General features: G+C 61.2%; 22 protein-coding genes. 16 read left to right on the top strand and 6 right to left on the bottom strand.

Translation table 11 applies throughout. The features are described from left to right. Nucleotides 1-208 precede the first annotated feature (208 nt). On the top strand, nucleotides 209-1,582 hold the full coding sequence (locus tag IG627_RS05810; protein ID WP_226864766.1) for an isoprenylcysteine carboxylmethyltransferase family protein: 1,374 nt from the start codon (nucleotides 209-211) through the stop codon (nucleotides 1,580-1,582). A 34-nt stretch (nucleotides 1,583-1,616) separates the two neighbouring features. After that, the gene (locus IG627_RS05805; protein WP_193190932.1) at nucleotides 1,617-3,182 is read left to right on the top strand and encodes a glycosyl hydrolase family 18 protein; all 1,566 of its coding nucleotides are present in this window, start codon (nucleotides 1,617-1,619) and stop codon (nucleotides 3,180-3,182) included. 162 nt (nucleotides 3,183-3,344) lie between these two features. On the opposite strand, the gene IG627_RS05800 is transcribed toward IG627_RS05805, so the two are convergent. Together IG627_RS05800 and nadC are read right to left on the bottom strand one after the other, a co-directional pair. Next, on the bottom strand, nucleotides 3,345-3,578 hold the full coding sequence (locus tag IG627_RS05800; RefSeq protein ID WP_193190931.1) for a hypothetical protein: 234 nt from the start codon (nucleotides 3,576-3,578) through the stop codon (nucleotides 3,345-3,347). A 115-nt stretch (nucleotides 3,579-3,693) separates the two neighbouring features. Next, a complete protein-coding gene (nadC, locus tag IG627_RS05795; protein WP_193190929.1) occupies nucleotides 3,694-4,572 on the bottom strand; it encodes a carboxylating nicotinate-nucleotide diphosphorylase in 879 nt (292 codons plus the stop codon). A 362-nt stretch (nucleotides 4,573-4,934) separates the two neighbouring features. Here nadC and IG627_RS05790 point away from each other — a divergent pair, with 362 nt between their 5' ends. From IG627_RS05790 to IG627_RS05755, 8 genes are all read left to right on the top strand, one after another. Then, nucleotides 4,935-7,247, top strand: a complete 2,313-nt coding sequence (locus IG627_RS05790) for a DUF1631 domain-containing protein (protein ID WP_193190927.1) — start codon at nucleotides 4,935-4,937, stop codon at nucleotides 7,245-7,247. 447 nt (nucleotides 7,248-7,694) lie between these two features. Then, complete coding sequence (locus tag IG627_RS05785; RefSeq protein ID WP_193190925.1) at nucleotides 7,695-10,112, top strand: DUF1631 family protein; 2,418 nt, start codon at nucleotides 7,695-7,697, stop codon at nucleotides 10,110-10,112. Nucleotides 10,113-10,297: 185 nt separating this feature from the next. Next, complete coding sequence (gene ampD / locus IG627_RS05780) at nucleotides 10,298-10,861, top strand: 1,6-anhydro-N-acetylmuramyl-L-alanine amidase AmpD (RefSeq protein WP_193190923.1); 564 nt, start codon at nucleotides 10,298-10,300, stop codon at nucleotides 10,859-10,861. Nucleotides 10,862-11,004: 143 nt separating this feature from the next. After that, nucleotides 11,005-11,883 (top strand): regulatory signaling modulator protein AmpE, encoded by an 879-nt coding sequence (gene ampE, locus IG627_RS05775; protein ID WP_193190921.1) that lies wholly within the window; start codon nucleotides 11,005-11,007, stop codon nucleotides 11,881-11,883. Between the two features lie 237 nt (nucleotides 11,884-12,120). Beyond that, a complete protein-coding gene (locus IG627_RS05770) occupies nucleotides 12,121-13,518 on the top strand; it encodes an aldehyde dehydrogenase family protein (protein ID WP_226864765.1) in 1,398 nt (465 codons plus the stop codon). Nucleotides 13,519-13,661: 143 nt separating this feature from the next. After that, nucleotides 13,662-14,654: a threonine ammonia-lyase gene (locus IG627_RS05765; protein WP_193190917.1), complete on the top strand. Its 993-nt coding sequence runs from the start codon at nucleotides 13,662-13,664 to the stop codon at nucleotides 14,652-14,654. Further along, on the top strand, nucleotides 14,651-15,241 hold the full coding sequence (locus tag IG627_RS05760) for a YbhB/YbcL family Raf kinase inhibitor-like protein (protein ID WP_377483596.1): 591 nt from the start codon (nucleotides 14,651-14,653) through the stop codon (nucleotides 15,239-15,241). Before IG627_RS05765 ends, IG627_RS05760 begins: the two co-directional genes overlap by 4 nt. Before the next feature lie 73 nt (nucleotides 15,242-15,314). Next, nucleotides 15,315-16,664, top strand: coding sequence for an AmpG family muropeptide MFS transporter (locus IG627_RS05755; RefSeq protein WP_193190915.1), 1,350 nt, complete (start codon nucleotides 15,315-15,317; stop codon nucleotides 16,662-16,664). A gap of 18 nt (nucleotides 16,665-16,682) precedes the next feature. Here IG627_RS05755 and IG627_RS05750 read toward each other — a convergent pair whose 3' ends face one another. Next, nucleotides 16,683-17,006 carry an MGMT family protein gene (locus IG627_RS05750; RefSeq protein WP_193190912.1) on the bottom strand — a complete coding sequence of 108 codons (324 nt, stop codon included), beginning with the start codon at nucleotides 17,004-17,006 and terminating at the stop codon, nucleotides 16,683-16,685. An 80-nt stretch (nucleotides 17,007-17,086) separates the two neighbouring features. Between IG627_RS05750 and IG627_RS05745 the strand changes: the two genes are divergently transcribed. Continuing rightward, nucleotides 17,087-18,085 (top strand): DUF481 domain-containing protein, encoded by a 999-nt coding sequence (locus IG627_RS05745; protein WP_226864764.1) that lies wholly within the window; start codon nucleotides 17,087-17,089, stop codon nucleotides 18,083-18,085. A 278-nt stretch (nucleotides 18,086-18,363) separates the two neighbouring features. Further along, nucleotides 18,364-19,125, top strand: coding sequence for an SDR family oxidoreductase (locus tag IG627_RS05740; protein WP_193190908.1), 762 nt, complete (start codon nucleotides 18,364-18,366; stop codon nucleotides 19,123-19,125). Nucleotides 19,126-19,168: 43 nt separating this feature from the next. Here the strand turns inward: IG627_RS05740 and IG627_RS05735 are convergent, their stop codons facing one another. Next, entirely contained in the window at nucleotides 19,169-19,549 is a 381-nt protein-coding gene (locus IG627_RS05735; RefSeq protein WP_226864763.1) for a four helix bundle protein, read from the bottom strand. A 30-nt stretch (nucleotides 19,550-19,579) separates the two neighbouring features. Beyond that, nucleotides 19,580-20,728, bottom strand: a complete 1,149-nt coding sequence (gene cfa / locus IG627_RS05730) for a cyclopropane fatty acyl phospholipid synthase (protein ID WP_193190904.1) — start codon at nucleotides 20,726-20,728, stop codon at nucleotides 19,580-19,582. A 156-nt stretch (nucleotides 20,729-20,884) separates the two neighbouring features. Between cfa and IG627_RS05725 the strand changes: the two genes are divergently transcribed. From IG627_RS05725 to groL, 3 genes are all read left to right on the top strand, one after another. Beyond that, complete coding sequence (locus IG627_RS05725; RefSeq protein ID WP_193190901.1) at nucleotides 20,885-21,364, top strand: FxsA family protein; 480 nt, start codon at nucleotides 20,885-20,887, stop codon at nucleotides 21,362-21,364. A gap of 217 nt (nucleotides 21,365-21,581) precedes the next feature. Continuing rightward, entirely contained in the window at nucleotides 21,582-21,875 is a 294-nt protein-coding gene (locus IG627_RS05720) for a co-chaperone GroES (protein WP_193190899.1), read from the top strand. A 47-nt stretch (nucleotides 21,876-21,922) separates the two neighbouring features. Beyond that, nucleotides 21,923-23,563: a chaperonin GroEL gene (gene groL / locus IG627_RS05715; protein ID WP_193190897.1), complete on the top strand. Its 1,641-nt coding sequence runs from the start codon at nucleotides 21,923-21,925 to the stop codon at nucleotides 23,561-23,563. A gap of 155 nt (nucleotides 23,564-23,718) precedes the next feature. On the opposite strand, the gene IG627_RS05710 is transcribed toward groL, so the two are convergent. Beyond that, nucleotides 23,719-24,756 carry an integron integrase gene (locus tag IG627_RS05710; protein ID WP_193190895.1) on the bottom strand — a complete coding sequence of 346 codons (1,038 nt, stop codon included), beginning with the start codon at nucleotides 24,754-24,756 and terminating at the stop codon, nucleotides 23,719-23,721. A gap of 455 nt (nucleotides 24,757-25,211) precedes the next feature. Here IG627_RS05710 and IG627_RS05705 point away from each other — a divergent pair, with 455 nt between their 5' ends. Further along, nucleotides 25,212-25,499: a hypothetical protein gene (locus tag IG627_RS05705; RefSeq protein WP_193190893.1), complete on the top strand. Its 288-nt coding sequence runs from the start codon at nucleotides 25,212-25,214 to the stop codon at nucleotides 25,497-25,499. Nucleotides 25,500-25,700: the final 201 nt, after the last annotated feature.

The following is a 25,700-nucleotide window of genomic DNA, read 5'->3' as shown; positions in this document are numbered from 1 at the left end:
TCGGGATTCGGATAGAAATCCGAAGGCTTGATGTGAAGGCCCTGATGCCGGGGGGCTTTTGCGGGATCTTCTGCGGCCATGGATGGCCGTGGAGAGCGTACAGGGATGTATTTACAGCGTGTCCCGCAAAAGGCCACCGGTAGCAGGACCGCCCCGGAGCTTCTTCAGGACCGGGTCCCGGAAAAACTGCTGATTAACTGGCCGTGATATGAAAAAGAATAAAAAGCCCGCGACGGTGGAGGCCGTCGCCTGTCCCAAGGCCCCCACAAGCATTGTCATCAATCTGACCGCCCTGGTGATTTCCCTGCTGGCGGTGGTGTGGCTGCGCGAGTACGGGCAACAGCTGCCCTCGCGCACTGTGGGTCTGGTGGTGGTCTGCGCGGCGCTGGCGTTGCCGATCATCCTACTGGAGTGGCTGTTCCTGAAGCCCTACCGCAATAGATCCGCTGGCCTGGATTTTTCCCGGCCGCGCAAGAACGGTAGTGAACGGCGCACAGCGGTGAAGCTGCTGGGCTTTTACGCCAGTGTGGGCCTGGTGGCCCTTGTCTACTGGGTTTTTCCCGAATATCACGGCTCCTTCTACGACAATTATTACGCGGTGGTGAAGGCGGCACTGCCCTGGTGGCTGTTGCTGGCTGTGCCCTATTTTTACTGGCTGGATGGCCATATGCTGAAGCCGAAGGATGGCTACTGGCACCTGGGCAGCTGGTTGCTCGGGCGCCGTGGCGACGTCGACGGCCGCGCCATAGGCCAGTTGCTGCTGGGCTGGCTGGTGAAGCTGTTCTTCCTGCCGCTGATGTTTGTCTACCTGGGTAACAACCTGACCACACTGCTGAATTTCGACCTGTCACGCATGGACGGAAGCTTCAAGGCAGTGTTCGATTTCACCTTCAACTTTCTCTACTACATCGACTTGCTGTTCGTGACCGTCGGTTACGTGTGCACCCTGCGCCTTTTCGATTCCCATATCCGCACCGCGGAGCCGAGTTTTCTCGGTTGGGGGGTGGCGCTGATCAGTTACCAGCCATTCTGGAGCGCATTTTCCGGCAATTACCTCAAGTACGATGAGGGCCCGGCCTGGGGCTACTGGTTCTGGGATACGCCCTGGGCCTACAGTCTGTGGGGCAGTGCGATTCTGCTGTTGATCGCCATATATGTGTGGGCCAGTGTGCCTTTCGGCATCCGTTTCTCCAACCTGACCCACCGCGGCATCCTCACCAACGGCCCCTATCGCTACACCAAGCACCCGGCTTACGTCAGCAAGAACCTGTCCTGGTGGATGATATCCATGCCCTTTATGGTCAGCGGCAGCGCCGATGAGGCACTGCGGCACTCGCTGTTGCTGTTGTTGGTGAACTTTATTTACTTCATGCGCGCGCGCACCGAGGAAAGGCATCTGTCCTGGGATCCGGACTATGTCGCCTATGCGCGCTATATCGAGCAGCGCGGCCTCTTCGCATTCATCGGCCGCTATTTTCCGCTGCTGCGTTTCAAACCGGGAAGTTTATTCAATACAGGCGGTCAGCCCGACAGGCGGAGCCAGGTGCGCCCGGCGGTTTCGGGGCTGGCGACAGACTCTTGACCCAACTCTTGACCTAATAAATAGGACTCAATAAATGAAAACGCTATGGCTTGGCATATTTGCCCTGGGTCTCAGCGCGGCCAATGCCGCGGCAGTGGACTGCAGCAATCTGCCGAACTGGGAAAACGCCGCTGTCTATGTGGGTGATGATCGGGTGCAGCACCTGAACAATGCCTATGCAGCCAAGTGGTGGACCCAGGCGCAGGATCCGGTGACCAACTCGGGCACCTGGGATGTGTGGCGCTACGAGGGCGCCTGTGACGGCAGTTCCTCTTCATCCAGTTCCTCGTCCAGCAGTTCTTCTTCAAGTTCCTCGTCCGGCTCTTCCTCAAGTTCTTCTTCCTCCAGTTCCTCCGGGGGCTCTTCTTCAGGGGGCTCTAGCAGCGGCAGCGGCAGCTGCAGCGCGCCGCAGTATGTGGAGGGCACCGGTTACGGTGTCGGCGATGTGGTGCAGAACGTCGGACTCGAATTCCGCTGCGATATTGCCGGCTGGTGCAGCCAGGGCGGTGCCTATGAACCGGGTGTCGGCTGGGCCTGGGACGATGCCTGGTCCCAGTTGGGGGACTGCGATGGCGGTTCCGGATCCAGCTCTTCCAGTTCCTCTGGCGGCTCCGGCAGTTCGGGGGGCTCCGGCGGTGGCAACAGCGGCCTGCTGCCGAGACACGCGCTGGTGGGCTACTGGCACAACTTCGATAACGGCTCCGGCCTCTACCGCATCAGCGAAGTGTCCGATGTCTGGGATGTGATAGTGGTGGCCTTTGCCGACGACGCCGGCAACGGCAGCGTCGCCTTCAACCTGGATCCGGGCCTGGACAGGCAGCAGTTTATCGCCGATATCGCCGCCAAGCGCGCCGCCGGCAAGATAGTGGTGCTGTCCTTCGGGGGCCAGAATGGCACTGTGACGCTGAACAATGCGGAGAATGTCACCAACTTCGTCGACAGCACCGCGGCGATTATCGATGAGTACGGTTTTGACGGTATCGATATCGACCTGGAATCCGGCGCAGGGGTCATACACGGGGCGCCGGTGATCGACAACCTGGTGGATGCAGTCCGGCAACTGAAGCAGCGCTACCCGAATCTGTACCTGTCCATGGCGCCGGAGCACCCCTATGTTCAGGGGGGGTATGTCGCTTATTCGGGGATCTGGGGTGCCTACCTGCCGATGATCGACCAGCTGCGCAGTGAGCTGGACCTGCTGCACGTGCAGCTGTACAACAACGGCGGCCTGTCCACGCCCTACAGTGCCCAGGCCTATCCGGCGGGGTCGGTGGATATGATGGTGGCATCGGCGATGATGCTGATCGAGGGTTTTCCGCTCGGCGGCGGCTCGGCCGGTTTCTTTGACGGCCTGGCTCCGGAGCAGGTGGCACTGGGATTGCCGTCCGGCCCCAGCTCTGCCGGCAGCGGCCAGGCCAGCACCGCGGATATCAACCGGGCCCTGGACTGCCTGACCGCGCGTACTAGTTGCGCAGGCCTGACCCCGAGCCAGGCGTGGCCGGATTTCAATGGCGTCATGACCTGGTCAATTAACTGGGATATGCACGACGGCGGTATTTTCTCCGGCCCTGTGGGCAGCCACGTGCACAATCTGCCATAACCCGCTGAGCGGTAAACCTGAACGGGGCCTTTTGGCCCCGTTCTTGTTGTGCCAGGAGCCTGCCGGACTTAGGCGCTCGTCGCGAGGGAAAGTCCGGTTCGAGCTATTTCTTGCGCAAATCCGGCTTTTCCGCAGCAGAGTAGTCCTAAGTTCGACAGGCCCCTAGGCCCGGTCGACCATATCGGTATGGCCGGCGCGGGCTGCACAGTGGGCACAGCAGTAGTATTTGCCCTCGGCCTCGGTGCCGTGGCCGAGAATGCGGCAGTTGCACTGCTCGCACTTGGGTGCCAGGGCCTGAATGGCGCATTCGAAACTGTCGAAAGTGTGGGTGGCACCGCCCATCTTGATTTCCATGGTCTTGTCGTAGTCGTTGCCGCAGGTTTCACAGCGATTCATTGCGTCTGTCTCCGTTAGGGGGGGCTATTTCCTGTTTAACCTTAGGCGAAGAGAGCGCAGAGAGCTTTCCGGGTGCGCGGAAAGCTCTTTTTCCTGTCGGGAAGGGGAATAGGGATCAGAGGTCGATGCGCAGGGAGAGATCTATAGCGCGCAGGTGCTTGGTCAGGCTGCCGGAAGAGATGTAGTCCACATCCAGGCCGGCCAGCTGCTGCAGTCGCTCGCTGTCGACACTGCCGGATATCTCTATCTTGGCCCTGCCTTTCGCCAGTGAGAGCGCGGCCTGGGTATCGGCGTCGCTGAACTCGTCGAGCATGATCACATCGGCACCGCTGTCCAGCGCCTGCTGCAGTTCGTCGAGGCTCTCCACTTCCACTTCGACCAGAGCGCCCGGTTTGATGGAGCGCGCCTGGGCAATGGCCCTGTCGATACCGCCGGCGGCGGCGATATGGTTTTCCTTGATCAGGAAGGCATCGTAGAGGCCGATGCGGTGATTGTGACAGCCGCCGCAGAGCACCGCATATTTCTGCGCGCTGCGCAGGCCGGGAATCGTCTTGCGGGTGTCCAGTATCCTGATCGAGGTGCCCGCCGCGCGGGCGGCACTTACATCCGCTACGCGCGTGGCGTAGTGGGCGGCGGTGGTGGCGGTGCCGGACAGCGTCTGCAGGAAGTTCAGCGCCGTGCGCTCGCCGGTCAATATGGTGCGGGCATTGCCCTGCAGCTCGAATAGCACCGAGTCGGCCGCGACACGGTCGCCGTCCTCGCAGTGCCAGACCAGCTGCAATTGCGGATCCAGCTGGCGGAACACTTCCTCCACCCAGGCGCGGCCGCAGACGGTGCAGTCCTCGCGGGTAATCACCCGGGCGCGGGCAGCGCGATCGGCGGGAATCAGCTGCGCGGTGATATCCCCGTCGCCCACATCCTCCTGCAGCGCTGCGCTCACGGCGCGCCGGATATCGGAAACCAGGTTGGGAATGGCGGTGTCTTGTGGCTGCATAGTGGACTCTCGAGTCTGGGGGGCGGAGTTTAGCAAATGCGCCGGGGTTTGGATTCCCCGATTCCGGTTGGATGTACCAGCGCTGTCATTAAACTCGGATGACAGGCAAAAGCGGATAGCAGCAGAATCCGCAACCAGCTGTGACAAGCGTCTCAAATACGTAGTCTGCGGTTGTTAAGCCACCCTGAATCGCCTGTAGAATGGGGGTTTTCCGAAAGAAGACCTGCGCTCATTCAATGGAGCAGGCGAGTACAAAAATTATACGGTTGCATGTAGGCCCGGTCGGAGTGCTCCGGCGGGCGAACTTCTAACACTATCAACAGTGCAGGATGCCATTGCGGTATCCAGAGGTCGACCTGGAAATGAAAGAGCCCAACAAGGTGGTTTCCCTGGCGGAGAAAGGCGGCGTTGGCCAGGAATTGCCCGCGCGCAGACTCGCTCCGCTGGCTTCCGCGGTGGTGGCACTGCGGGACAAGGCGCGCAACCTGCTTCTGGAACAGGCCAAGCAGCTGTTTGCCAAGGTGGATGACTCCCTGTTTTCCATGGCCGAGAGAGCCCATGGGCAGGAGGAACAGGACGGCCTCTTCCAGGCCCTGCGCCTGCTGCGCGTCGAGCGCCGCAATATTGCCGAGCGCTTTGCCAACAATATCAATGAAGCCTTCCAGGTCCGCTCCCCGGAAGGCGAGGGGGAGCAGGTCTTCGCCTCGGACAACCTGTCCCTGGTCCACAATGACGACCTGGAGCAGCTGGTCGCCGCCGACACCATGGTCGCCAATGCCAAGCGCAGCTATGCCGAGCCGATCGCCGAGCTGTGCCTGCGCCTCGATACCCTCTACTCCGTCAAAATCTACGAAAAGAACAACCCCCTGGGCCCGGATGCTATCTGCGATGCCTTTGTCGAAGCGGTGCGCCCGCTGGACATCCATATCCGCGCCCGCCTGACCCTGCTGAAGAAGTTCGAGCAGGTGGTCATGCTGCAACTGAAGGATTTCTACGAACTCTGCAATCAGCTGCTGGTTGAGCGCGGTGTACTGCCTTCGCTGCGGGAGCAGCGTCGCGTCGCCCGGCAGAGGACCGCGCAGCGCCCCGCGGCCGGAGGCCCCGCCGGTGCGCCCGGAACGAGCGCCGGGTCTGGGCAGCTTCAGGCCGGTGTCGCTGCGTCCGGTATGGGCGCAGGCGCAGCGGCCGGTGGCAACTTCAACCCCGGACTGCTGCCGGCAACCGCGGGCCTGGCGCCCATGCCCTCCGGTGACCTGCTGACGCACCTGGGCGAGCTGCAGAGCAGTGCCCAGTACGAGGGTTCCGGTGATATCCAGCTGCTAAACGTGGGGGACCTGCTGCAGCAGCGCCTGATACAGGCCAACCAGGCGGCTTCCCTCGCCAAGGTGGACAGTGACATCATCAAGCTGGTCGAGATGCTCTTCTCGTTTATTCTCGAGGACCGCAATCTGGCCGAGCCGATCAAATCCCAGCTGGGCCGCCTGCAGCTGCCGCTGCTGAAAGTGGCCATTGCCGACAAGTCCTTCTTCAGCAAGGGCGGCCACCCGGCGCGCAAATTGCTGAACGAGCTGGCCGACGCCACAACCGGCTGGCAGGCCGGGGACAGCTACGAGTCGGATCCGCTGTTCCGCGAGGTCTGCCAGGTCGTGGAGCGGGTGCTCAACGAATTCGACCGGGACGTCAATATCTTCTCGCTGCTGCTGGAGTCCTTCCGCCAGTTTATCCAGCGCGAGCGCAAGCGCGCGGAAATGCTTGAGCGCCGTGTGGTGGACGAGGCCGACGGCCGCGCCAAGACCCAGGCGGCGCGCGCCCGCGTGGCCGCGGTGATGGATGCGCTGGTGGCCGAGCGCGAACTGCCGCAGGTGGTGGAGGGCTGGCTGAATAAGGTCTGGCACAACGTGCTGTTCCTCACCTGCGTCAAGGAGGGCACCGAGTGCGAGGCCTGGAGTCGCGACGTGCGTACCGCGCGCGACCTGGTCTGGAGTGTCCAGGCGCCCATGCCCGACAGTCGCCAGCAGTTGCTGGGCCTGCTGCCGGCACTGCAGGAGCGGCTGCGCGAGGGCGTCGAGGCAGTGTCCCTGAATCCCTTCGAGGCCCGTGCGCTCTTTGCCGGCCTGAAAGAAGTGTATCGCGAGCGCTTTGCCCTGGCACAGGAGATCAGCGCACAGCGCGAGCGCCAGGCCAGGGAGCAGGCGGAGCGGGAATTGCGCGAGGAGGCCACCGCGGAACAGGTGGCGCCGGTGGCCGAAGCAATAGCAATGCCGGAAGCAGAAGTGCCGGAAGAGGCGGCGCTGCCGCAGATGGAAGAGCTGGAGCAGGTGGTCGCCGAGGCCGGGATGGCGCCGGCGGAGCCGGAGCGGGAGGGACTGGCTGCGCTGCCGGAAAACGATCCCCACTGGCAGATGACCTTCCGCCTCGCCCAGGGCAGCTGGTTCGAACTGAAGCGCTCGGACGAAGAGCAGTTCCGCTGTCGCCTGGCGGCGGTGATCCGCGATATCGACCAGTTTATTTTCGTCAACCGCAACGGCGCCAAGGTGGCGGAATTTGCCCGACTGGAACTGGCTTACGCCCTCCGCTCGGCACAACTGATGCCGCTGGATGACGGCATGCTGTTTGAGCGCGCACTGCAATCCGTGATCGGCAATGTGCGCAAGAAACGCAGCGAAGGAAATTAAGTGATGAGTGGTTGGTGGTCAGTGGTGGGATGACGGAGACTGCACCGACCACCGACCACCGACCACCGACCACCGACCACCGACCACCGACCACCGACCACCGACCACCGACCACCGACCACCGACCACCGACCACCGACCACCTCTCTTTCCTGACTGCCCTGCAAGTCCTGAAATTATTTCGAATAAATCGGCGTCCAACTGTCCGCGCGCCACTTGCGCGCTTGTGCCAATTGCCCGATAGTCCCCACTGGCGCAGAAATTCCAGAAAAAGTGTGACCCATTCCCGTTTTACTTCTGGCGCATGTCATTTCACCGTTCGGGGCGGGCGCCTGAATTCTCACAATTCATTGAGTCTTTACAGAGGTAAATTGGATCCGCTGCGATCAGGGCCGATCGCCGGATAAACAGAATCTCTTCGCGCCGGCGCGGCGCATTGAGGCTGAAATGGACACCGACGAATTTTCCCGCGTTGTTGCCTTCAACAGTAAAGTCGAGGCGGCCAACCGAATCCGACCCCCCGCTTTACCCGCCGCCGTCATCAGCGTGCGCGACTCCGCCAGCAGCTGGCTGTTTGCGCGTATGAAAGAAGTGTTTGCCGGCGTGGACGATACCCTGTTCGCCGCCGCGGAAAAGGTGCACACCCAGGAGGAGCAGGACGGTCTCTTCCAGGCCCTGCGCGTGTTGCGACTGGAGCGCAGTCGCCTGACCGAGCGCTTTGTCAGCGGTGTGCAGCGGGGGTTTGTCGAAGTCGACGATCCCGCCCGGGACCAGGCCCAGGAGCCGACTGCGGCGGCAGAGGGCCTGTCCCTGCTCCGCAATGACGTTCTGGAACAGCAGGTAGCACTGCAATCCATCATTGCCGACGTGAAACGCGATTGCGCCTGCCCCATCGCCGAAATGGCACTGCGCCTGGATACGCTGCTGCCGCTCAAGATCTACGATGAGAATATGCCGCTGTCGCCTGCGTTGCTGTGTCGCGCCCTGGAGCGGGCCCTGGCACCTCTCGACATACAACTGCGCGCACGCCTCACAATACTGAAAAAGTTCGAACAGCTGCTGGCGGCGAAACTGGCGGCCCTCTACCAGAGCTGCAATCAGCTGCTGATTGAAAAGGGCGTGCTGCCCGGGCTGAAACCCCCGCTGTTCCACCCCAGGCAGGGAGGCAGGCCGGCAAGATCCCCGCCGCCGCCCACTGACGGCGGCGCCGATGGCGCCTTTCTCCGGTCGGGGATTCCCGCCGCACCTTCGGCCGCGGCCCTCCCCGGTGCACAGGTCCGGATTCCGGATTCTGGCGGAGGAGCCGCTGCCGCTGGCGGCGATTACGGCCTGTTGCCGTCCCTTCCCGGCGTTGCGTCCATGGCCACGCCCGACCTGCTGCAGCACCTGGGCGCCCTGCAGGCGGTGCCACTGCAGGAGGGGGGGCAGGGGCGGGTGCTGGATGTCGGTCATCTCCTGCAGCAGCGCCTGGTGGCGGCGAAACTGGGCGCTTCCCTGCATGAGCGGGACACCGAAGTCATTCGCATGGTGGAACTGCTGTTCTCCTTCATGCTGGAGGACCGCAACCTGGCCGAATCCATCAAGGCGCAATTGATCAGGCTGCAATTGCCGCTGCTGAAACTGGCCATTGCCGACAAGTCTTTCTTCAGCAAGGGTGGCCACCCGGCGCGCAAACTGTTCAATGCGCTGGCGGATGCGGCCATCGGCTGGCAGCCGGCAGAGAACTACCAGCAGGAGGCTTTTTACTGCGAGGTGCGCGCCGTCGTCGAACAGGTTTTGCAGGAGTTCGACAGTGACGAATGTGTCTTTGCCCGCCTGCTGCAATCCTTCGAAGAATTTGTCGCCCGCGAGCGCCGCCGCGCCGAAGTGATGGAGCGGCGCACAGTGGATGAGGCCCGGGGCAGTGCCCGGGTCGAGGCGGCCCGGGCCCGGGTGGCGGCGGTGTTCGATGCCCTGACTGCCGAGCGCAAGTTGCCCCGGCTGGTGCACGAGTGGCTGAATCGGGTCTGGAATGGCGTCCTGTTCCGCACCTGTCTCAGAGAGGGCACCGACGGCGCCGGCTGGCGTCGCAATGTGCTGACCGCCCGCGACCTGGTGTGGAGCGTGGTGGCACCTATGCCTGAGAGCCGCTTCAAAATGCAGCTGGTGCTGCCCGACCTGCGCCGACGCCTGGACGAGGGTGCGCAGTCGCTGTCGCTCGCTGCCGGTGACCGGCAGCGCCTGATGGAGGGACTGGAAACCCTGTACCGGGAGCGCCAGGCGCTCGGCGAGCGGGTCGAATCGGAGCGCGAACGCCGCGCCCGCGAGCGTCTGGTGCAGGAGCTGCGCCGCGAAGCCGACAGCGTGATGGAAATCCCCGAAGCGCCGGAAGTGGCCGAAGCGGGATTGGCGGCGGAGGCCGCAGAGACTCCCGCCCTCGTCGAATCTGTGGATGAGGCGAAAACGCTGCAGATACTCGACCGCGAGACCGACCTGCCGGCAATGGAAGAACTGCAACGGGTTGCGGAGAAGGCGTCTGTGGCCCCCAGAGCCGGCCTGGCCCCCTTGGCCGACAGTGACGAGTTCTGGCGTCAGACCTATCACCTGAAGTACAGCTGGTTCATGTTGCAGGATGCGGATAAGGCGCCGGTGCGCTGTCGCCTGGCGGCGATCATCAAGGAGCTGGACCAATTCATGTTCGTCAACCGCGCCGGCGCCAGAGCGGCGGTTTACTCGCGGCTGGAACTGGCCCACGCCCTGCGCGACGAGGTGATCAAGCCACTGGACAAGGGGCCGCTGTTCGAGCGTGCGCTGAACTATGTGGCGGGGACCATTGGCGAGACCGGGCTGGAGGCCTGTGTGGCTGGACGGGACAAGGCCGGCTGAATTGCCGCTGGAACCACGAGTGCACTATCGCACCCTGGCATCCTGGTAATTGCTCTGGAACCCCGCCTGCTGGGTAGTCTCCGGGCCTCTCCATTCAAATTGGCATATCGATCAACGCTTCCATAAAATGGTAATTCGCCGGGCCCGGGGCTTGAACCGGGCCGGATCGGAGCGGAGATCACCGAGTGAAATACCAACTGGAATCCGGATGGCTGTCCGGAGCGCGGCAGGTTCCCAGCCCCCACTGCAACAGCCGGCCCGAAGGCTGCCCGGTTGACCTGCTGGTGATCCACAGTATCAGCCTGCCCCCGGGCCAGTACGGAGGCCCCTATATCGATGCCTTCTTTCTCGGGCAGCTGGATATAGACGCCCATCCCTATTTCTCGGAAATAGCCGCACTGCAGGTTTCCGCACATATCCTGATCGACCGCGATGGCCGCGTTACCCAGTATGTCCCCCTGGACAGGCGCGCCTGGCACGCCGGCCAGTCGGAGTTTGGCGGGCGCTGCAACTGCAACGATTTTTCCATCGGCATCGAGCTGGAAGGGCTGGACACGGATATCTATACCGACGCCCAGTATCGCTCCCTGGCGGAAGTGAGTGCCGCGATCATGGCCGCCTACCCGGCAATCGACAGGGACCGGATCACCGGCCACTCGGACATAGCGCCGGGGCGCAAGCTGGATCCGGGCCCGGGGTTCGACTGGCAGCGCTATTTCCGTGAGCTCGAGGGTGTGGTGAGTGGGTAGGGTGCGCCGTGCGCACCAACTAGCGTCCTAGTCGACCGCCAGCGGTGCACCCTCCGGGGCGGAACCTCGGCTCCCGCAATCAACTTCCACGCCGGCGCCGCTGGCGTTATTCTTCTCTACCAAACCCTGTTTCGAGAATCACTATGGCACTGTTAATCGTGTTGCTGTCGCTGGCGCTGGTGCAGCTGTGGGGTTCCGGTGCCCCCTTGCACCGGGACGACTGGTTTCACTGGTGGCGCCGGCGCCTGGCGGGCGTCCAGCGGTTGCAGAAGGACCCGGGGTTGATGCTGGGCGCTACCATACTGCCGCCGGCGCTGCTGGCGGCGGTACTGATGGTGCTGGCGGAGACATCCCTCGGTGGTCTGGGGACGCTGCTGTTGGGTGTGCCCCTGCTGCTCTACTGCCTCGGGCGGGGCAACTTCAATGAGATGGTGTCCAGTTACCTGCGTAACTGGTACCGGGGCGACCTGGCGGCGGCGCAGCAGGCCGCGGCGCCGCTGCTGCGCGATCTGCACGAGGAGGCGGCGGACGGCCAGCAGTTGCACGAACAGGTTTTCCGCGGCGCCGCCTACCGCGCCTTCGAGCGCCTGTTTGCGGTGCTCTTCTGGTTTGTACTGCTGGGGATTCCCGGTGCCCTGCTGTTTCGCCTCAGTGCTATCTATGCCGAAGAATCCCGCGGTGCGGATAGCAGCGCCACCGCGGAGCGCTGGCTGTGGCTGCTCGAATGGCTGCCGGTGCGGGTCATGGGGTTCAGTTTTGCGATCGTCGGCAACTTTGCCGGCTGCTACCGGGCCTGGCGCCAGTGCCTGACCTGCCGGGAGCGGGATACCGCGGAAGTGCTTGAAGCCTATCTCGAGGGCGCACTGGGCGGCATAGATGCCGGCGAGTGCAGTGCGGGCGTCGAAGTCGCCGAAGGTCAGCGAATCTGCGGGGCCCAGCTGGAGGGGCTGCAGGCGCTGCTGTCCCGGGCGCTGCTATTGTGGATCACCCTGCTGGCGCTGGCAGTACTCTTCGATCTGTGAATGCAGCCAGTGATTAGTGATCAGTGACCAGGTGCAACCCATCCGTGAACTGGCGCCAAATTTAGAACATTGTTCCAATTGCATTCTTGACTTACCTGCACCTTCCCAAGATATTGCGTCGAGCAGGCCCGGGGAGGGAATATTCCCGCCCCGGGCCCGATAACAATAATAAACAGACTTTTGGCGGGTACACTCATGGAGGTAGCAGGGTTGGAAGTGTCTTCGTTGGAACCTCAAATGGCGTCGACCAGAGCCTCTGGCAACGATCTTAACGCCGCCGCGCTGGTCACCGGCCTGCGCACTTATTTTCGCAGCGGTACCAGCGCCGACCTGAGCTGGCGACGCGAGCAATTGCGGCAGCTGCGAAAAATGCTCTCCGACAATGAAAGCCGTTTCCTGCAGGCGTTGCAGCAAGACCTGCACAAGGCGCCGCAGGAGGGCTTTATGACGGAAGTCTCTGCCCTGTACGGGGACATAGACCACGCCCTCAAACACTTGAAGAAATGGAGCAGGCCGCGGCGCGCCTCGACCCCCATTGTCGCCCAGCCGGCGAAAAGCTACCTGCTGCCGGAGCCGTTGGGCGTAGTGCTGATCATCGGCGCCTGGAATTATCCCCTGCAACTGTTGCTCTCACCGCTGGTGCCGGCCATCGCGGCTGGCAATTGTGCGGTGTTGAAACCCTCGGAACTGGCGGCGGCCACTTCCGCGCTGGTGGCGGAACTGCTGCCCCGCTACCTGGACAACGATGCCTTCGCCTGTATCGAGGGCGCGGTACCGGAAACTACGGCACTGCTGGATCAGCGCTGGGACCACATTCTCTATACCGGCGGTGGCCGGGTGGGCAAGATCGTCATGGCTGCAGCCGCCAGGCACCTGACGCCGGTAACCCTGGAACTGGGGGGCAAGAGCCCCTGTATCGTCGCCGACGACGCGAATATCGAAGTTGCCGCGCGGCGGATCGCCTGGGGTAAGTTCACCAACGCGGGCCAGACCTGCATAGCGCCGGACTACCTGCTGTGCACCAGGGCCACCGCGGACAGGCTGGTGCCGGCGATCGAACGGGCTGTGCGTGAGATGTTTGGCCAGGACCCGCGCCAGTCGACGGATTACGGTCGCATCGTCAACAGCCGACACACCCGCCGCCTGGCCGGTTTCCTCGCCGACGGCGAGGTGGTATTCGGTGGCCAGGCAGATATCGACGGGTGCTATATAGCGCCGACCCTGCTGCGCGGCGTGAGGGTTGACGCGGCGGTGATGCAGGAGGAGATTTTCGGCCCGGTACTACCCGTCGTGGAGCTGGACGATTTCTGCAAGGTCGAAGAGTTTGTCAACGGCCGCGAAAAGCCGCTGGCGCTCTATGTCTTTACCCGGAAAGAGGCGACAGCCGATCGCATACTCGCGCGCTGCAGCTCCGGCAACGCCTGTGTCAACGACTGCATGATGTTTATGACCGCCCACGAGCTGCCGTTTGGCGGCGTCGGTTCCAGCGGCATGGGCAACTATCACGGAGAGCACGGCTTCCGCACCTTCAGCCACTTCAAGGCGGTGATGAAGCGCAGGAATATTTTTGACCTGGATCTGCGCTACGCGCCTTTCAATGCGCGGAAATTCAAGCTGCTGCGGCTGTTGCGCTAGCGCGGATCCCGGGCTTTGCTGTAGTAGCGGCAGGGCGGCCATCCGCCGTTGGCCGCGATCGATACTACAGACAATTCCGGGTTTTATTGCGGCCAACGGACGCTCCCCTATTGGGAACAATCATCAACGCGTTTCAATAACCTATGCCAACCGACCACAATGACCTCCCCACCAGTGCCGATGTCTTCACCGCGGCACAAAATATATCCGGCCGCATCCACCGCACGCCCCTGATCAGCAGCGGGCAGATCAACCGGCTGAGCGGTGCCGATCTCTGGTTCAAATGCGAGCAGCTGCAGAAGGTGGGCGCCTTCAAGGCGCGCGGCGCCAGCAACGCCCTGGCACTGCTGCCGCCGGCGACACAGATGGTCGCCACGCACTCCTCCGGCAATCACGGTGCCGCGCTCGCCTGGGCGGCGGCAGAAAGGGGGCTCGCCTGTACTGTGGTAATGCCGGAAACTGCGCCGCTGGCAAAGCGCGCTGCCGTCGCCGGTTATGGCGCAGAGATAGTGATCTGTGGCCCTTCCCAGGCCGACCGGGAGTCGGCGTTGCAGAAACTGGTGGAGCAGACTGGCGCCCATATAGTGCCGCCTTTCGACGATCGTCGCATCATCGCGGGGCAGGGCACTGTGGCACTGGAGATAGTACAGCAGTGCCGCGAGCAGGGGTTTACCCCGGATATCCTGGTGGCGCCGGTGGGCGGTGGTGGGTTGCTCGCCGGGATAGGCTTGGCGGTGGCGGCGCTGGCACCGGATATTATCGTGATGGGTGCGGAGCCCGCCGGCGCCGACGACGCGCAGCGCTCCCTGCGCGGCGGCACGCATGTCACCACCCAGAAACCCGATACCATCGCCGATGGCCTGCGCACAACCCTGGGACGCCGCAACTACGCGGTGATCCGGCGCACGGTGCGGGATGTCGTTACGGTGACCGAACATGGTATCGTCGAGGCCATGCGCCTGTTGTGGACCCGCACCAAGCAGCTGGTAGAGCCGTCCGCGGCGGTAGGGCTGGCGGCGGTGCTGGAACACGGCGCGCGCTTTCGCAATAAAAACGTCGCCATCGTTTTGACCGGCGGCAATATGGACCTGCACAGGGTCGCGGACCTGTTTAATGATAGGGAGGAGTCACCTTGAGCGTTTCAGTATTAAGCCGGATTCTGCCCGGTTTCGGCACCGCACAGGCTGCTAAACTGGTGGCTGCCACTTTGCTATCGGTCTTTGCCTCCATGTCCAATGCCGCCGAGTTTACCCTTACGTCGAATTCCCTGAAGCCCGGCGCGCGAAAGCCGATGGCCCACGTCTTCAACGGCTGCGGCGGCGAGAATATTTCCCCCCAGCTCAGCTGGAGCGGCGCGCCGGAAGGCACCAAGAGTTTCGCGCTGATGGTGCACGATCCCGATGCGCCCACCGGCAGCGGCTGGTGGCACTGGGTGATTTTCAATATCCCTGCAAATGTAAGCGAGTTGCCGGAGGGCGCCGGCGACCCGAAAAACGGCCTTATTCCCGAGGCCATCCAGGGGCGCAACGATTACGGCAATCCCGGTTACGGCGGCGCCTGCCCGCCCAAGGGCCACGGCGATCACCGCTACCAGTTCCGCATCTACGCCCTCAAGGTCGAAGAGTTGCCGCTGGACGACAACGCCACCCCGGCGATGGTGGGCTTCAATGTGAATGCCAACAAGCTTGCCGAGGCGGAGCTGGAAGTGCTCTGGGGCCACTGAGACTGGGCCCCGAGGGGCCGCGGGCGGGAAGAGCCCAGGCGCGATAACACATCAAAGGAAGCGATCAAGCGGCATGGAGCAGCAAAAACTCACCTGGGGACAGGCGCTGCGGGTTTACCTCAAACCCCGCGTACTCGCGATGTTTTTCCTCGGTTTTTCCGCCGGCTTGCCGCTGTTGCTGGTTTTTTCCACGCTCACCGCCTGGCTGCGCGATTACGGCGTCAGCCGTACCGCTATCGGCTTCTTCGCCTGGGTGGGCATTACCTTTTCCATCAAGGTGCTCTGGGCGCCAGTGATCGACTACCTGCGCCTGCCGCTGGTAACCCGCTGGCTCGGCAAGCGCCGCAGCTGGATGCTGGTGTCGCAGCTGGGGGTTTCCCTGGGCCTGCTGGCGATGGCGAACCTGAATCCGCAGCTCGCCCTGACCCAGGTGGCGATACTGGCAGTTTGGGTGGCTTTCTGTTCCGCCTCCCAGGACGTGGTGATCGATGCCTACCGTATCGAATCGGTGGACAGGGACCTGCAGGGCGCCATGGCTGCCAACTATGTGTTCGGCTATCGGGTGGCATTGCTGGTGGCCGGTGCCGGTGCCCTGTATATCGCCGAGCTGGCGACCTGGTCCGTGTCCTACACCAGCATGGCAGTTCTGATGGGCGTCGGCATTATCACTACCCTGCTGGTGGCGGAGCCGGATCACCAGAAGGTGAAGAGCCAGTCGGAGCCCTTCCAGCACGACTGGGTCGACAGGGTCCTCGGCAGCGGTGAGCACGGACCATTGAAGGAATGGTTCGTGCGCGCGGTGGCTTGCCCGTTTATCGAATTCTTCCAGCGCAACGGCCGTTTCGCGCTGGTCTTGCTGTTGTTTATCGGTATCTACCGCCTGAGCGATATCGCCATGGGGGTGATGGCCAACCCCTTCTACCTGGACCTTGGCTTCAGCAAGAGCGATATCGCCGAGATCGGCAAGGTGTTCGGCTTCTTCTGCACCATTATAGGCTCCTTCCTCGGTGGCCTGCTGGTAGTGCGCTACGGCATCATGCGCCCGCTGATTCTCGGCGCCGCCATGGTGGCTGCCACCAACCTGCTGTTTGCGCAGCTGGCGCAGATAGGCCCGGACAAGGCCTGGCTGGCGCTGGTGATCAGCGCCGACAATATCAGTGGCGGTATTTCCAATGCGGTGTTTATCGCCTACCTGTCGAGCCTGACCAACCAGGCCTACACGGCCACCCAGTATGCGCTGTTCAGCTCGCTGATGACTCTGCCGGGCAAGTTTATCAGCGGCTTCTCAGGGATAGTCGTGGATGCGGAGGGCTATTCGCAGTTCTTTATCTACGTGGCCATACTCGGCACGCCGGCGGTGCTGCTGGCGATATTCCTCTGGTGGCGGGAAAGCCGCACGGCGGAGCCGGAACCGACGAGCTAGGCAGGCTCCCACCCGGATTCAAGGCTGCCAGCGGTATTTGGCCAGCTCCACGCGCCCCTTCAACAGCGTGATTCCCTCTCTTTCCAGCCGCTCTCTCTGCCGCTGTGCCCCCGGCTCCGGCAGTGAAATACGCCCCTGGGCGTTGATGACCCTGTGCCAGGGCAGCCTGGTATCCCGCGGCAGCTTGCGCAGTGTCTGCCCGGCGAGCCGCGCCGCGCGAGGGTAGCCGGCCATCTCCGCCAGGTCGCCGTAGGTGATGACCCGCCCGCGGGGCACCGAAGCCAGTACACGACAAATCCTGGATATGGCATCATTGCCGTCAGTTTGTGCGTTTTTCCCCACAGATAATTCCGCTTTCAAGTAATCCAGACAACTCCAAGGCTTCCCCCGTGCTTACAGCCGTTCGACCTCTGACGTTCATCTTGCTGCTTTTCCTCCCATTTGTCTCCCTCGGTGCCGCCGCCGGCGTGCTGACCCTGGAGAACGGCGACCGTGTGCATGGTGCGCTGGTGTTGGTGGAAAGAGACCATGTGGTGTGGAAATCCGAGAGCTTCGGTGAGATCAAGGTGGAGAAATCCAAGGTGGTGTCCATGGATGTGGATGTGGACCTGAAGATCGCCGGGCGCGAGGGCCCCTGCGCCCTGGCCGGCCACCGCCGCGAGCAGTGGGAGCTCTACTGCGACGAGGGCTCCGGCTGGGTAATGGACTTTCCCGCCATCGACCGCGCCGAACCCTATATCAACTTCGTCGGCAACCCGGTGGTGTTCCACGGCAATGTCAGCGCCGGCGGCGTTTTCGAAAGCGGCAACCGCGAGCGCGAAGACCTGGACGTGAACGTCAACCTGGACGTTCGCAACGGCGATTTCCACCACCTGATCAACGCCCTCTACCAGAGCCAGACCAACTCGGAGGTGGAGGGCCTGGAGAAATACCAGCTGGGTTACAACCTGCGCTGGATCTTCGCCGAGAAGTGGTTCGCCGCTGCCAACAGTGCCCTGGAACGGGAAGAGGCGCGCAACCTGGATCTGGGCAGCACCCTGGGTCTCGGCCTCGGTTACCTCTTCTTCGATACCGAGAAAACGGCCTTCTCACTGCAGGGCGGTATCAGCAGCCTGCAGGAGCACTTTATCGACGATGAATTGAGTGAGGGCCAGGACGAGCGCTACGCGGCCGGCCGACTGGCGCTGAACTACCGCTACAAATTCTCCCTGGGTCCGGAGATCTATTTCGACCAGGAGACGCTGCAGTCCCTCGACCGCAGCGAAGACTACCAGGCCAACGCCAAGTTCGGCGTGCGCACACCGCTGGTGGAAGGGGTGCTGATGGAGATCGCCTACCACTGGCTGTACGACAACACGCCGTCGCTGGAACTGGAAAAGGAAGATACCAAGGTCACGGTGGGCGTCGGCTACCAGTGGTAATGGTTCGGTGACGAGTGGTACTTAAGGGTTTTGCGTAGGATGGGCAAAGCGAAGCGTGCCCACCAGCACCGTGGAAGATGGGCACGTCGCTACGCTCCTTTGACCATCTTACCTTTTACCTTTTGCCCACCCTACAAAGGGCAAGCGGCAAGATTCAGTGCCATTGGGGTCAGTGATCTTTATCTCTGGACAAGGGCATACGAAATCCCCCCTCCCTAGCCCTCTCCCCGGTGGGGGAGAGGGAGCAATATAAAGAAAATCCAGACGAGGAATTCAACATGCAAATCGCCGACAGCATTGTCGCCATCACCGGCGCCGGCCGCGGCCTGGGCCGCGCCATGGCCGAGTACCTGGCCGAGCGCGGCGCGCGCCTGGCGCTGATCGACCTGAACGAGGAAGACCTGCAGGCGAGTGTCGCGGCCTGCGAGAAACACGGTGCCGAGACGCGCAGTTATGTGATCAACGTGGCCAAAGAAGACGAGGTGGACAGCGGTTTTGCACGGATCGCCACCGACTTCGGCGGCCTGCAGGTGCTGGTGAACAACGCCGGTATCATGCGCGACGGCATGCTGCTGAAGTTCAAGGATGGCAAGGTGGCCGACCGCATGTCCCTGTCCCAGTGGCAGTCGGTCATCGACGTCAACCTGACCGGTGTCTTCCTGTGCGGCCGCGCCGCCGCCGGCATCATGGCCGAGGGTGGCAAGGGTGGGGTGATCGTGAATATCTCCAGCCTGTCCCGCGCCGGCAATATGGGCCAGACCAACTATTCCGCCAGCAAGGCCGGCGTCGCCGCCATGACCGTCACCTGGGCGCGAGAACTGGCGCGTTACGGCATCCGCGCGGCGGCCATAGCGCCCGGCTTTATCAACACCGATATGGTCGCGCAGATGCGCCCGGAAATCCTCGAGAGCCTGGTCAAGCAGGTGCCGCTGCGCCGTCTCGGCGAGCAGGACGAGATCGCCTCCACCGTGGCGTTTATTCTCGAGAACGATTTTGTCAGCGGCCGCGTGATCGATATCGACGGCGGCGCGAGGATTTAATGCGGAATGCGGAATGCGGAATGCGGAATGCGGAATAAGGCGTTCAGCACTCGGCGCTTACTGATTTCCGTTTTCTCTGCTTAATGGTTTTTGAGCTGCTCACCAAGATGGCGAGCAGCTCATTGGCCTCCTGAACAAGACCGGCTAGCCGGTCTTCCCTTACCAAATTAGAGCCAACAAGCAACTCAAACCAGTCAATGGTTTCCTCCAGCTCTTGCTGTGCCACTTCGATCTTGCTGATCAACTCTGCATCTGATCGGCTGCGTTTATCCTCTCTGATATGTGCGCCAACCGATGTTCCTGAGCGCAATACCTGCTTACCGATGACTTGCGCCTCTGTGGGCTTCGGTAAACTGGTGTAGAGCCGAATGATTCGCAGCGCAAAGCGCTTGGTCCTTTCGGCGATATCCCAGTGATTGGCCATATTCCGCATTCCGCATTCATCATTCCGCATTTAAGAGACGCGCTGGATTCCGCCCGGCAGCCGATCGGAAAACATCCACTGCCACAGCTGTATATGCCGCGCGCGGAAGGCGCCGGCGCAGGACAATAGGTAGTAGCGCCACATGCGGTAGAAGCGCTGGCCGTAGCGGTCGGCAAAGCGCTGCCAGTTTTGCTCGAAGTTGTGGTGCCAGGCCATCAGCGTATTGTCGTAGTCGCTGCCAAAGTTGTGCAGGTCCTCGCAGGTGAGCAGATTGTCGGCGGCGTCGCCGATCTGGCCGGCAGAGGGCAGGTCGCCATTGGGGAAGATGTATTTGTCGATCCAGGGATCGGTGGTGGAGCGGCGCTGGTTCTTGCCGATGGTGTGCAGGAGCAGCAGGCCGTCCTTCTTCAGGCAGCGCTTGGCCACCTGCATGAAAGTGCGGTGGTTCTTGCGCCCCACATGCTCGAACATGCCCACGCTGGCGATACGATCGAAGGGCTCGTCCAGGTAGCGGTAGTCCCGCAGGTGCACAGTGATCGGCAGCTCTGCGTAGTGCTCGGCGATATAGGCGCTCTGCTCCCTGGACACGGTTACGCCCACGCACTCCACCCCGTAGTTCTCCGCCGCATAGCTCACCAGGCTGCCCCAGCCGCAGCCGATGTCCAGCAGCCGCATGCCGGGTTTGAGGCCCAGTTTGCGGCAGATGAGGTCCAGCTTGGCGGTCTGGGCCTCTTCCAGGGTCTCTGCCTCGCGCCAGTAGCCGCAGCTGTAGGTCAGTCGGCTGTCGAGCATCGCCTGGTAGAACTCATTGCCCAGATCGTAGTGGCGTTCGCCCACCTCGAAGGCGCGGCGGCGGCTCTGCAGGTTGACAAGATAGCTGCGCAGTATGCGCCAGCCATTGCGCCAGGGTTTGACATGGCGGGGCAGGTCGGCCGTGAGGATGCGGTGGAAGAACTGATCCAGCGCCGGTACATCCCAGTCTCCGCGCATATAGGTCTCGCCGAGCCCCAGGCTGTTGCGCGCGACTATCTCGTCCAGCGCCTCGGCGCGGTGCAGGCGCATGTCCCAGGGGCGGTCGCCGTTGATACGGATATCCGCCTCGCCCAGTATCTCGTCCAGCAGATGGCGACTGCGGCCGATTGACGGTACGTCCATGGTGTCCTGCTGCTCGCTTGCCATAGTTAGCCTCCTTGGCCTCGAAAGTGCCAAGGGCGCAAAGAGTTGAAAACGGCGCCCTTGAAGAATTTGCCACCTCACTCCATTTACTACAGCATATCGAAAATACTGAGATTCGCCCGGTTCGCCAAGCGCCGGGCCCTGGAGGAAACCGTTTCCATGCGTCCATTGCTGTTGATATTTATCCTTGTGCCCATCCTGGAGATGTGGCTGTTGATCACCGTGGGCAGTGAAATCGGCGTCCTGCCGACCATCGGCCTGGTGATGCTCACCGCGGTTATCGGACTGGCGCTGCTGCGCCGCCAGGGACTTTCCACGGTCATGCGCGCCCAGCAGAAGATGCAGGCCGGCGAACTGCCGGCGCGGGAAATGGCGGAGGGCATTTTCCTCGCCGTGGGCGGCGCACTGTTGCTGACCCCCGGCTTCTTCACCGACGCTCTCGGTTTCGCCTGCCTGATCCCGGGCCTGCGCCAGCTGCTGCTGGGGCGGATACTGCGCCACGTGACCGTGGTGCGCGGTCCGGGCTTCACGCCCCATGAGTCCTCACCTCACCAGCGTCGCGGCGACCGCGATGTGATCGAGGGAGACTATTCTCGCGATGACGGTCACGATCAGGGCGTTAAGCGAGATAAAGACTGACTTGTGCAAAATTTGTACGCGAGTGCGGTCCCGTCCGTATCTCTACAGTTTTTTTTCCTGCCGCTGTTGAAATCCTCTATCGAGCCCATAGATAGGGAGCACCCCTAGAATTTGCCCCGGTTCTGCCGGTCAGAGCGGGGCGTTTGGCCACCGGCCGCTAAGGTCGGGGCCTTCCACTTTGGAAAACCTTAAAAACGACTCAATGGAGAGCTTATCCATGAAAATTCGTCCTTTACACGACCGCGTCGTAGTGCGCCGTAAGGAAGAAGAAGCCATGTCAGCCGGCGGTATCGTGCTGCCGGGCGCTGCCAAAGAAAAGCCGAACCAGGGCGAAGTGGTAGCCGTGGGTGAAGGCAAACTGCTGGACAACGGCGACGTTCGTGCCCTGTCCGTAAAAGTGGGCGATACAGTGGTCTTCGGCCGCTACGCCGACAGCAACACCCTCAAGGTGGACGGCGAAGAGCTGATCATCATGAACGAGAGCGACATCTACGGCGTGCTGGAAGGCTAAGCCCAGCGCTCACTTCATTCGCACACAGAATTTGAGGAACAAGAATCATGGCAGCTAAAGACGTAAAATTCGGAGATGACGCCCGCCAGAAAATGCTGGCCGGTGTCAACATCCTGGCAGACGCGGTTAAAACCACCCTGGGCCCCAAAGGCCGTAACGTGGTCCTGGACAAGGCCTTCGGCGCTCCGACCGTTACCAAAGACGGTGTATCCGTCGCCAAGGAAATCGAACTGAAAGACAAGTTCGAGAACATGGGCGCGCAGATGGTGAAGGAAGTCGCTTCCAAGGCTTCCGACGTTGCCGGCGACGGCACCACCACCGCTACCGTACTGGCCCAGGCCATCGTTACCGAAGGCCTCAAGTCCGTGGCCGCTGGCTTCAACCCGATGGATCTGAAGCGCGGTATCGACAAGGCTGTGACCGCCGCCGTTGATCACATCGCCGGCCTGTCCACTCCCTGTGCCGACAGCAAGTCCATCGCCCAGGTAGGCACCATCTCCGCCAACAGCGACGAGAGCGTTGGCACCATCATCGCCGAAGCGATGGAGAAAGTGGGCAAAGAAGGCGTGATCACCGTTGAGGAAGGTTCGGGCCTGGAAAACGAGCTGGACGTGGTTGAAGGCATGCAGTTCGACCGCGGCTACCTGTCTCCCTACTTCATCACCAACCAGGACAACATGACCGCCGAGCTGGAGAGCCCTTTCATCCTGCTGGTGGACAAGAAGATCTCCAACATCCGCGATCTGCTGCCGCTGCTGGAGCAGGTAGCCAAGGCCTCCAAGCCGCTGCTGATCATCGCCGAAGACGTAGAAGGCGAAGCGCTGGCCACCCTGGTTGTGAACAGCATGCGCGGCATCGTGAAGGTTGCTGCCGTCAAGGCACCGGGCTTCGGCGACCGCCGCAAGGCCATGCTGCAGGATATCGCCATCCTGACCGGCGGTACCGTCATCTCTGAAGAAGTCGGCCTGGAGCTGGAAGGCACCACCCTGGAGCACCTGGGCACCGCTAAGCGCGTTACCCTGTCCAAGGAAAACACCGTGATCGTAGACGGCGCCGGCGATGTGAAAGACATCGAAGCCCGCGTTGGCCAGATCCGTGCCCAGATCGAAGAATCCTCTTCCGACTACGACAAAGAGAAACTGCAAGAGCGCGTAGCCAAACTGGCTGGCGGTGTTGCTGTGATCAAGGTTGGCGCCGCCACCGAAGTTGAGATGAAAGAGAAGAAGGCCCGCGTTGAAGACGCCCTGCACGCTACCCGCGCCGCAGTGGAAGAGGGTGTGGTACCCGGCGGTGGCACCGCTCTGGTTCGCGCCACCCAGGCCATCTCCGTAACTGGTGACAACGAAGACCAGAACCACGGTATCGCCGCGGCGCTGCGCGCCATGGAAATGCCGCTGCGCCAGATCGTCGCCAACGCCGGTGACGAGTCCTCTGTCGTGGTCGACAAGGTCAAGCAGGGCTCCGGTAACTACGGCTACAACGCTGCTACCGGCGAGTACGGCGACATGCTGGAAATGGGTATCCTCGACCCGGCCAAGGTAACCCGCTCTGCACTGCAGGCGGCCGCCTCCATCGCCGGCCTGATGATCACCACCGAAGCCATGGTTGCGGAAGTTCCGGAAGACAAGCCGGCCGCACCTGACATGGGTGGCATGGGCGGTATGGGTGGCATGGGCGGCATGATGTAAGCCGGCCTATCCAGCCTACCTAGAAGAAGCCCCGCACTCGCGGGGCTTTTTTTTGCGGGCCCCTTCGACGTCCAAATTTGCTCCCGGCAAATTTGTCCCGCTTGCGGGAGAGGGCCCGGGAAGGTTTTTAGGTCACAACTCCAACAGCCCCCTCATCAAGCAGCCACCCCATAGGCCGCCATTGGTTCCGAGATCCCGCCCAGCGGCTGCATTCGATCCATCGGGCTCAGCACGCCCTTCCCACCCCGGTTTACCACATGGGTGTAGATCTCAGTAGTGCTGATATCCGAATGACCCAGTAACTCCTGAATCGTACGCAGGTCATAACCTGCCTCCAGCAGGTGGGTGGCAAAGCTGTGACGGAAGGCGTGGGCGCGGGCAGGCTTTCTCACACCGGCGGCCTGCACGGCCCGGCGGATCTGCTTCGCGAGTGCCGTTGGGTGCAAATGGTGGCGGCGCAAAACACCGGAGCGTGGATCGGGACCGACTTTCGAGGCGGGGAAAAGGTACTGCCAGGCCAGGGAGTGGGCCGCGCTGGGATATTTGCGCTCTAAAGCATCGGGCAAATACACGTCGCCAAAGCCATCCTCAAGATCCTGAGCATGTAGCAGCTTCACGTACTCAATTTGCCTTTCCAGTGCGGGGACCAGAGACTGAGGTAGCATGGTCGTGCGATCCTTGTTTCCCTTGCCGCCACGAACGAAAATATTATTGCTGCCGAAATCAATATCTTTGACCCTCAGTGACAGCAATTCCGCACAACGCAACCCCGATCCGTACATCAGCTCCACCTGCAGACGATGGGCGCCTCGCAGGTGTGAAAGGATGGACTGAACTTCCTCGCGGCTATAAACCGTAGGCAGGCGGCGGTACTGCCGGGCAGGTGTGAATTCAAGATTGGATACATCGACCTCAAGGAAGCGTTTATAAAGGTAAATCAGCGCGTTCAGGGCAATCTTCTGAGTGTTAATTGAACAGCTGCGATTCATAGCCAAATGATTAAGGAACCGCTCTATATCAGAGGCTCCGAGCTTTTTCGGGTGGCGCAATTCATTGAAGTGAATGTAGCGTTTGACCCAATGGACGTAAGTCTGCTCTGTACGGTAAGCCAGTCCTGACTTGCGAATATGTCGACGTAGAGAGGGGATAAACTTACCGGATTCCTCTGGGATTGGGGGGCGAATGTCATCCATGACCTGTCCTCGATCACTGGTTTTTTATACAGTTCCAGGAAATATAGACCCTGCCAACCAATGAATTCAAGAGCCATAGGCTTCTATTTACGGAAGATATTACGTAACTTATTGATTTTCCATGAGGTGACTTGTATTCATTTGCCAAGTGTATAATCAGGCGACTTGAGCCGGGGGCTCTATAATTCCGGTTAAAATTTGAACGGTCATGGGTAAGCCCTTGAATTTTAAAGGAATCTAGGTTTCTATTCTTGGAGGGGTTGTAAATAGTAGCCAAGGATATATAAAGCCCCAGGCCTTTGAATAAACTGTTAGATTTTCGGTGAAATTATGAACTTTGATAAAATAATTGAATTTGCAAAAGATCCAGAAAATACGGTTCCAATGCTCGTGAATTTTTCACAACGGCAATTTTTGCAATCCGGGGCGATAAGAAGTCTTCAAAGACATTCAAAGTGGCTGCAGAAGAAGCTGTATCGGAAGCGTTTCATAAAACATGTAGATATTACGCGAAATTATCAAATGGGCAGAGTAAATGCGTGAATGAAGAGCATGATATTGCAGAAAGGTGGGATAAGGCTGCAATAAAGCTTAATGAAATTGATCCAGCTCTTTCTATGAAGCTGAGGCTTAAGTCTAAATTTTGGAGAGAAGGCGCAGCCTGGACGGAAGAGGAGATCGCACTGGCAAAAATAAGTTTTGATGATCTCCGAAACAATTGCGGTGTAGTCTTCCCACTATAAATCTAACACTGCGCTGCAGTGGGACGGCTAACCTTGTGCACCTTTTGCGCATTCGCTACGCTCATATTTTTGCGCAAAATGCGCACAAGGTTAGCCGCCCCTGAGCGCGGCGTTATGTGAGAGGAGTCTGAGAATGAAACGCCAGTTACAAATGCTCGGATTTGTACTAGGTTTCATTTCGCTAGCGGGCGGACTAATTGA

The organism is Microbulbifer taiwanensis (assembly GCF_014904815.1).
In the GTDB taxonomy this organism is placed as follows: Bacteria; Pseudomonadota; Gammaproteobacteria; order Pseudomonadales; family Cellvibrionaceae; genus Microbulbifer; species Microbulbifer taiwanensis.
The sequence above is the reverse complement of the archived record's forward strand: the minus strand, read 5'-3'. Positions and strand labels throughout refer to the sequence as shown.

Excerpts from the sequence above, each read along its gene's own strand:
- IG627_RS05810 (WP_226864766.1), top strand. The coding sequence starts at position 209 with ATGAAAAAGAATAAAAAGCCCGCGACGGTGGAGGCCGTCGCCTGTCCC.
- IG627_RS05805 (WP_193190932.1), top strand. The coding sequence starts at position 1,617 with ATGAAAACGCTATGGCTTGGCATATTTGCCCTGGGTCTCAGCGCGGCC.
- IG627_RS05800 (WP_193190931.1), bottom strand. The coding sequence starts at position 3,578 with ATGAATCGCTGTGAAACCTGCGGCAACGACTACGACAAGACCATGGAA.
- nadC (WP_193190929.1), bottom strand. The coding sequence starts at position 4,572 with ATGCAGCCACAAGACACCGCCATTCCCAACCTGGTTTCCGATATCCGG.
- IG627_RS05790 (WP_193190927.1), top strand. The coding sequence starts at position 4,935 with ATGAAAGAGCCCAACAAGGTGGTTTCCCTGGCGGAGAAAGGCGGCGTT.
- IG627_RS05785 (WP_193190925.1), top strand. The coding sequence starts at position 7,695 with ATGGACACCGACGAATTTTCCCGCGTTGTTGCCTTCAACAGTAAAGTC.
- ampE (WP_193190921.1), top strand. The coding sequence starts at position 11,005 with ATGGCACTGTTAATCGTGTTGCTGTCGCTGGCGCTGGTGCAGCTGTGG.
- IG627_RS05770 (WP_226864765.1), top strand. The coding sequence starts at position 12,121 with ATGGCGTCGACCAGAGCCTCTGGCAACGATCTTAACGCCGCCGCGCTG.
- IG627_RS05765 (WP_193190917.1), top strand. The coding sequence starts at position 13,662 with ATGCCAACCGACCACAATGACCTCCCCACCAGTGCCGATGTCTTCACC.
- IG627_RS05755 (WP_193190915.1), top strand. The coding sequence starts at position 15,315 with ATGGAGCAGCAAAAACTCACCTGGGGACAGGCGCTGCGGGTTTACCTC.
- IG627_RS05740 (WP_193190908.1), top strand. The coding sequence starts at position 18,364 with ATGCAAATCGCCGACAGCATTGTCGCCATCACCGGCGCCGGCCGCGGC.
- IG627_RS05735 (WP_226864763.1), bottom strand. The coding sequence starts at position 19,549 with ATGGCCAATCACTGGGATATCGCCGAAAGGACCAAGCGCTTTGCGCTG.
- cfa (WP_193190904.1), bottom strand. The coding sequence starts at position 20,728 with ATGGCAAGCGAGCAGCAGGACACCATGGACGTACCGTCAATCGGCCGC.
- IG627_RS05725 (WP_193190901.1), top strand. The coding sequence starts at position 20,885 with ATGCGTCCATTGCTGTTGATATTTATCCTTGTGCCCATCCTGGAGATG.
- IG627_RS05720 (WP_193190899.1), top strand. The coding sequence starts at position 21,582 with ATGAAAATTCGTCCTTTACACGACCGCGTCGTAGTGCGCCGTAAGGAA.
- groL (WP_193190897.1), top strand. The coding sequence starts at position 21,923 with ATGGCAGCTAAAGACGTAAAATTCGGAGATGACGCCCGCCAGAAAATG.
- IG627_RS05710 (WP_193190895.1), bottom strand. The coding sequence starts at position 24,756 with ATGGATGACATTCGCCCCCCAATCCCAGAGGAATCCGGTAAGTTTATC.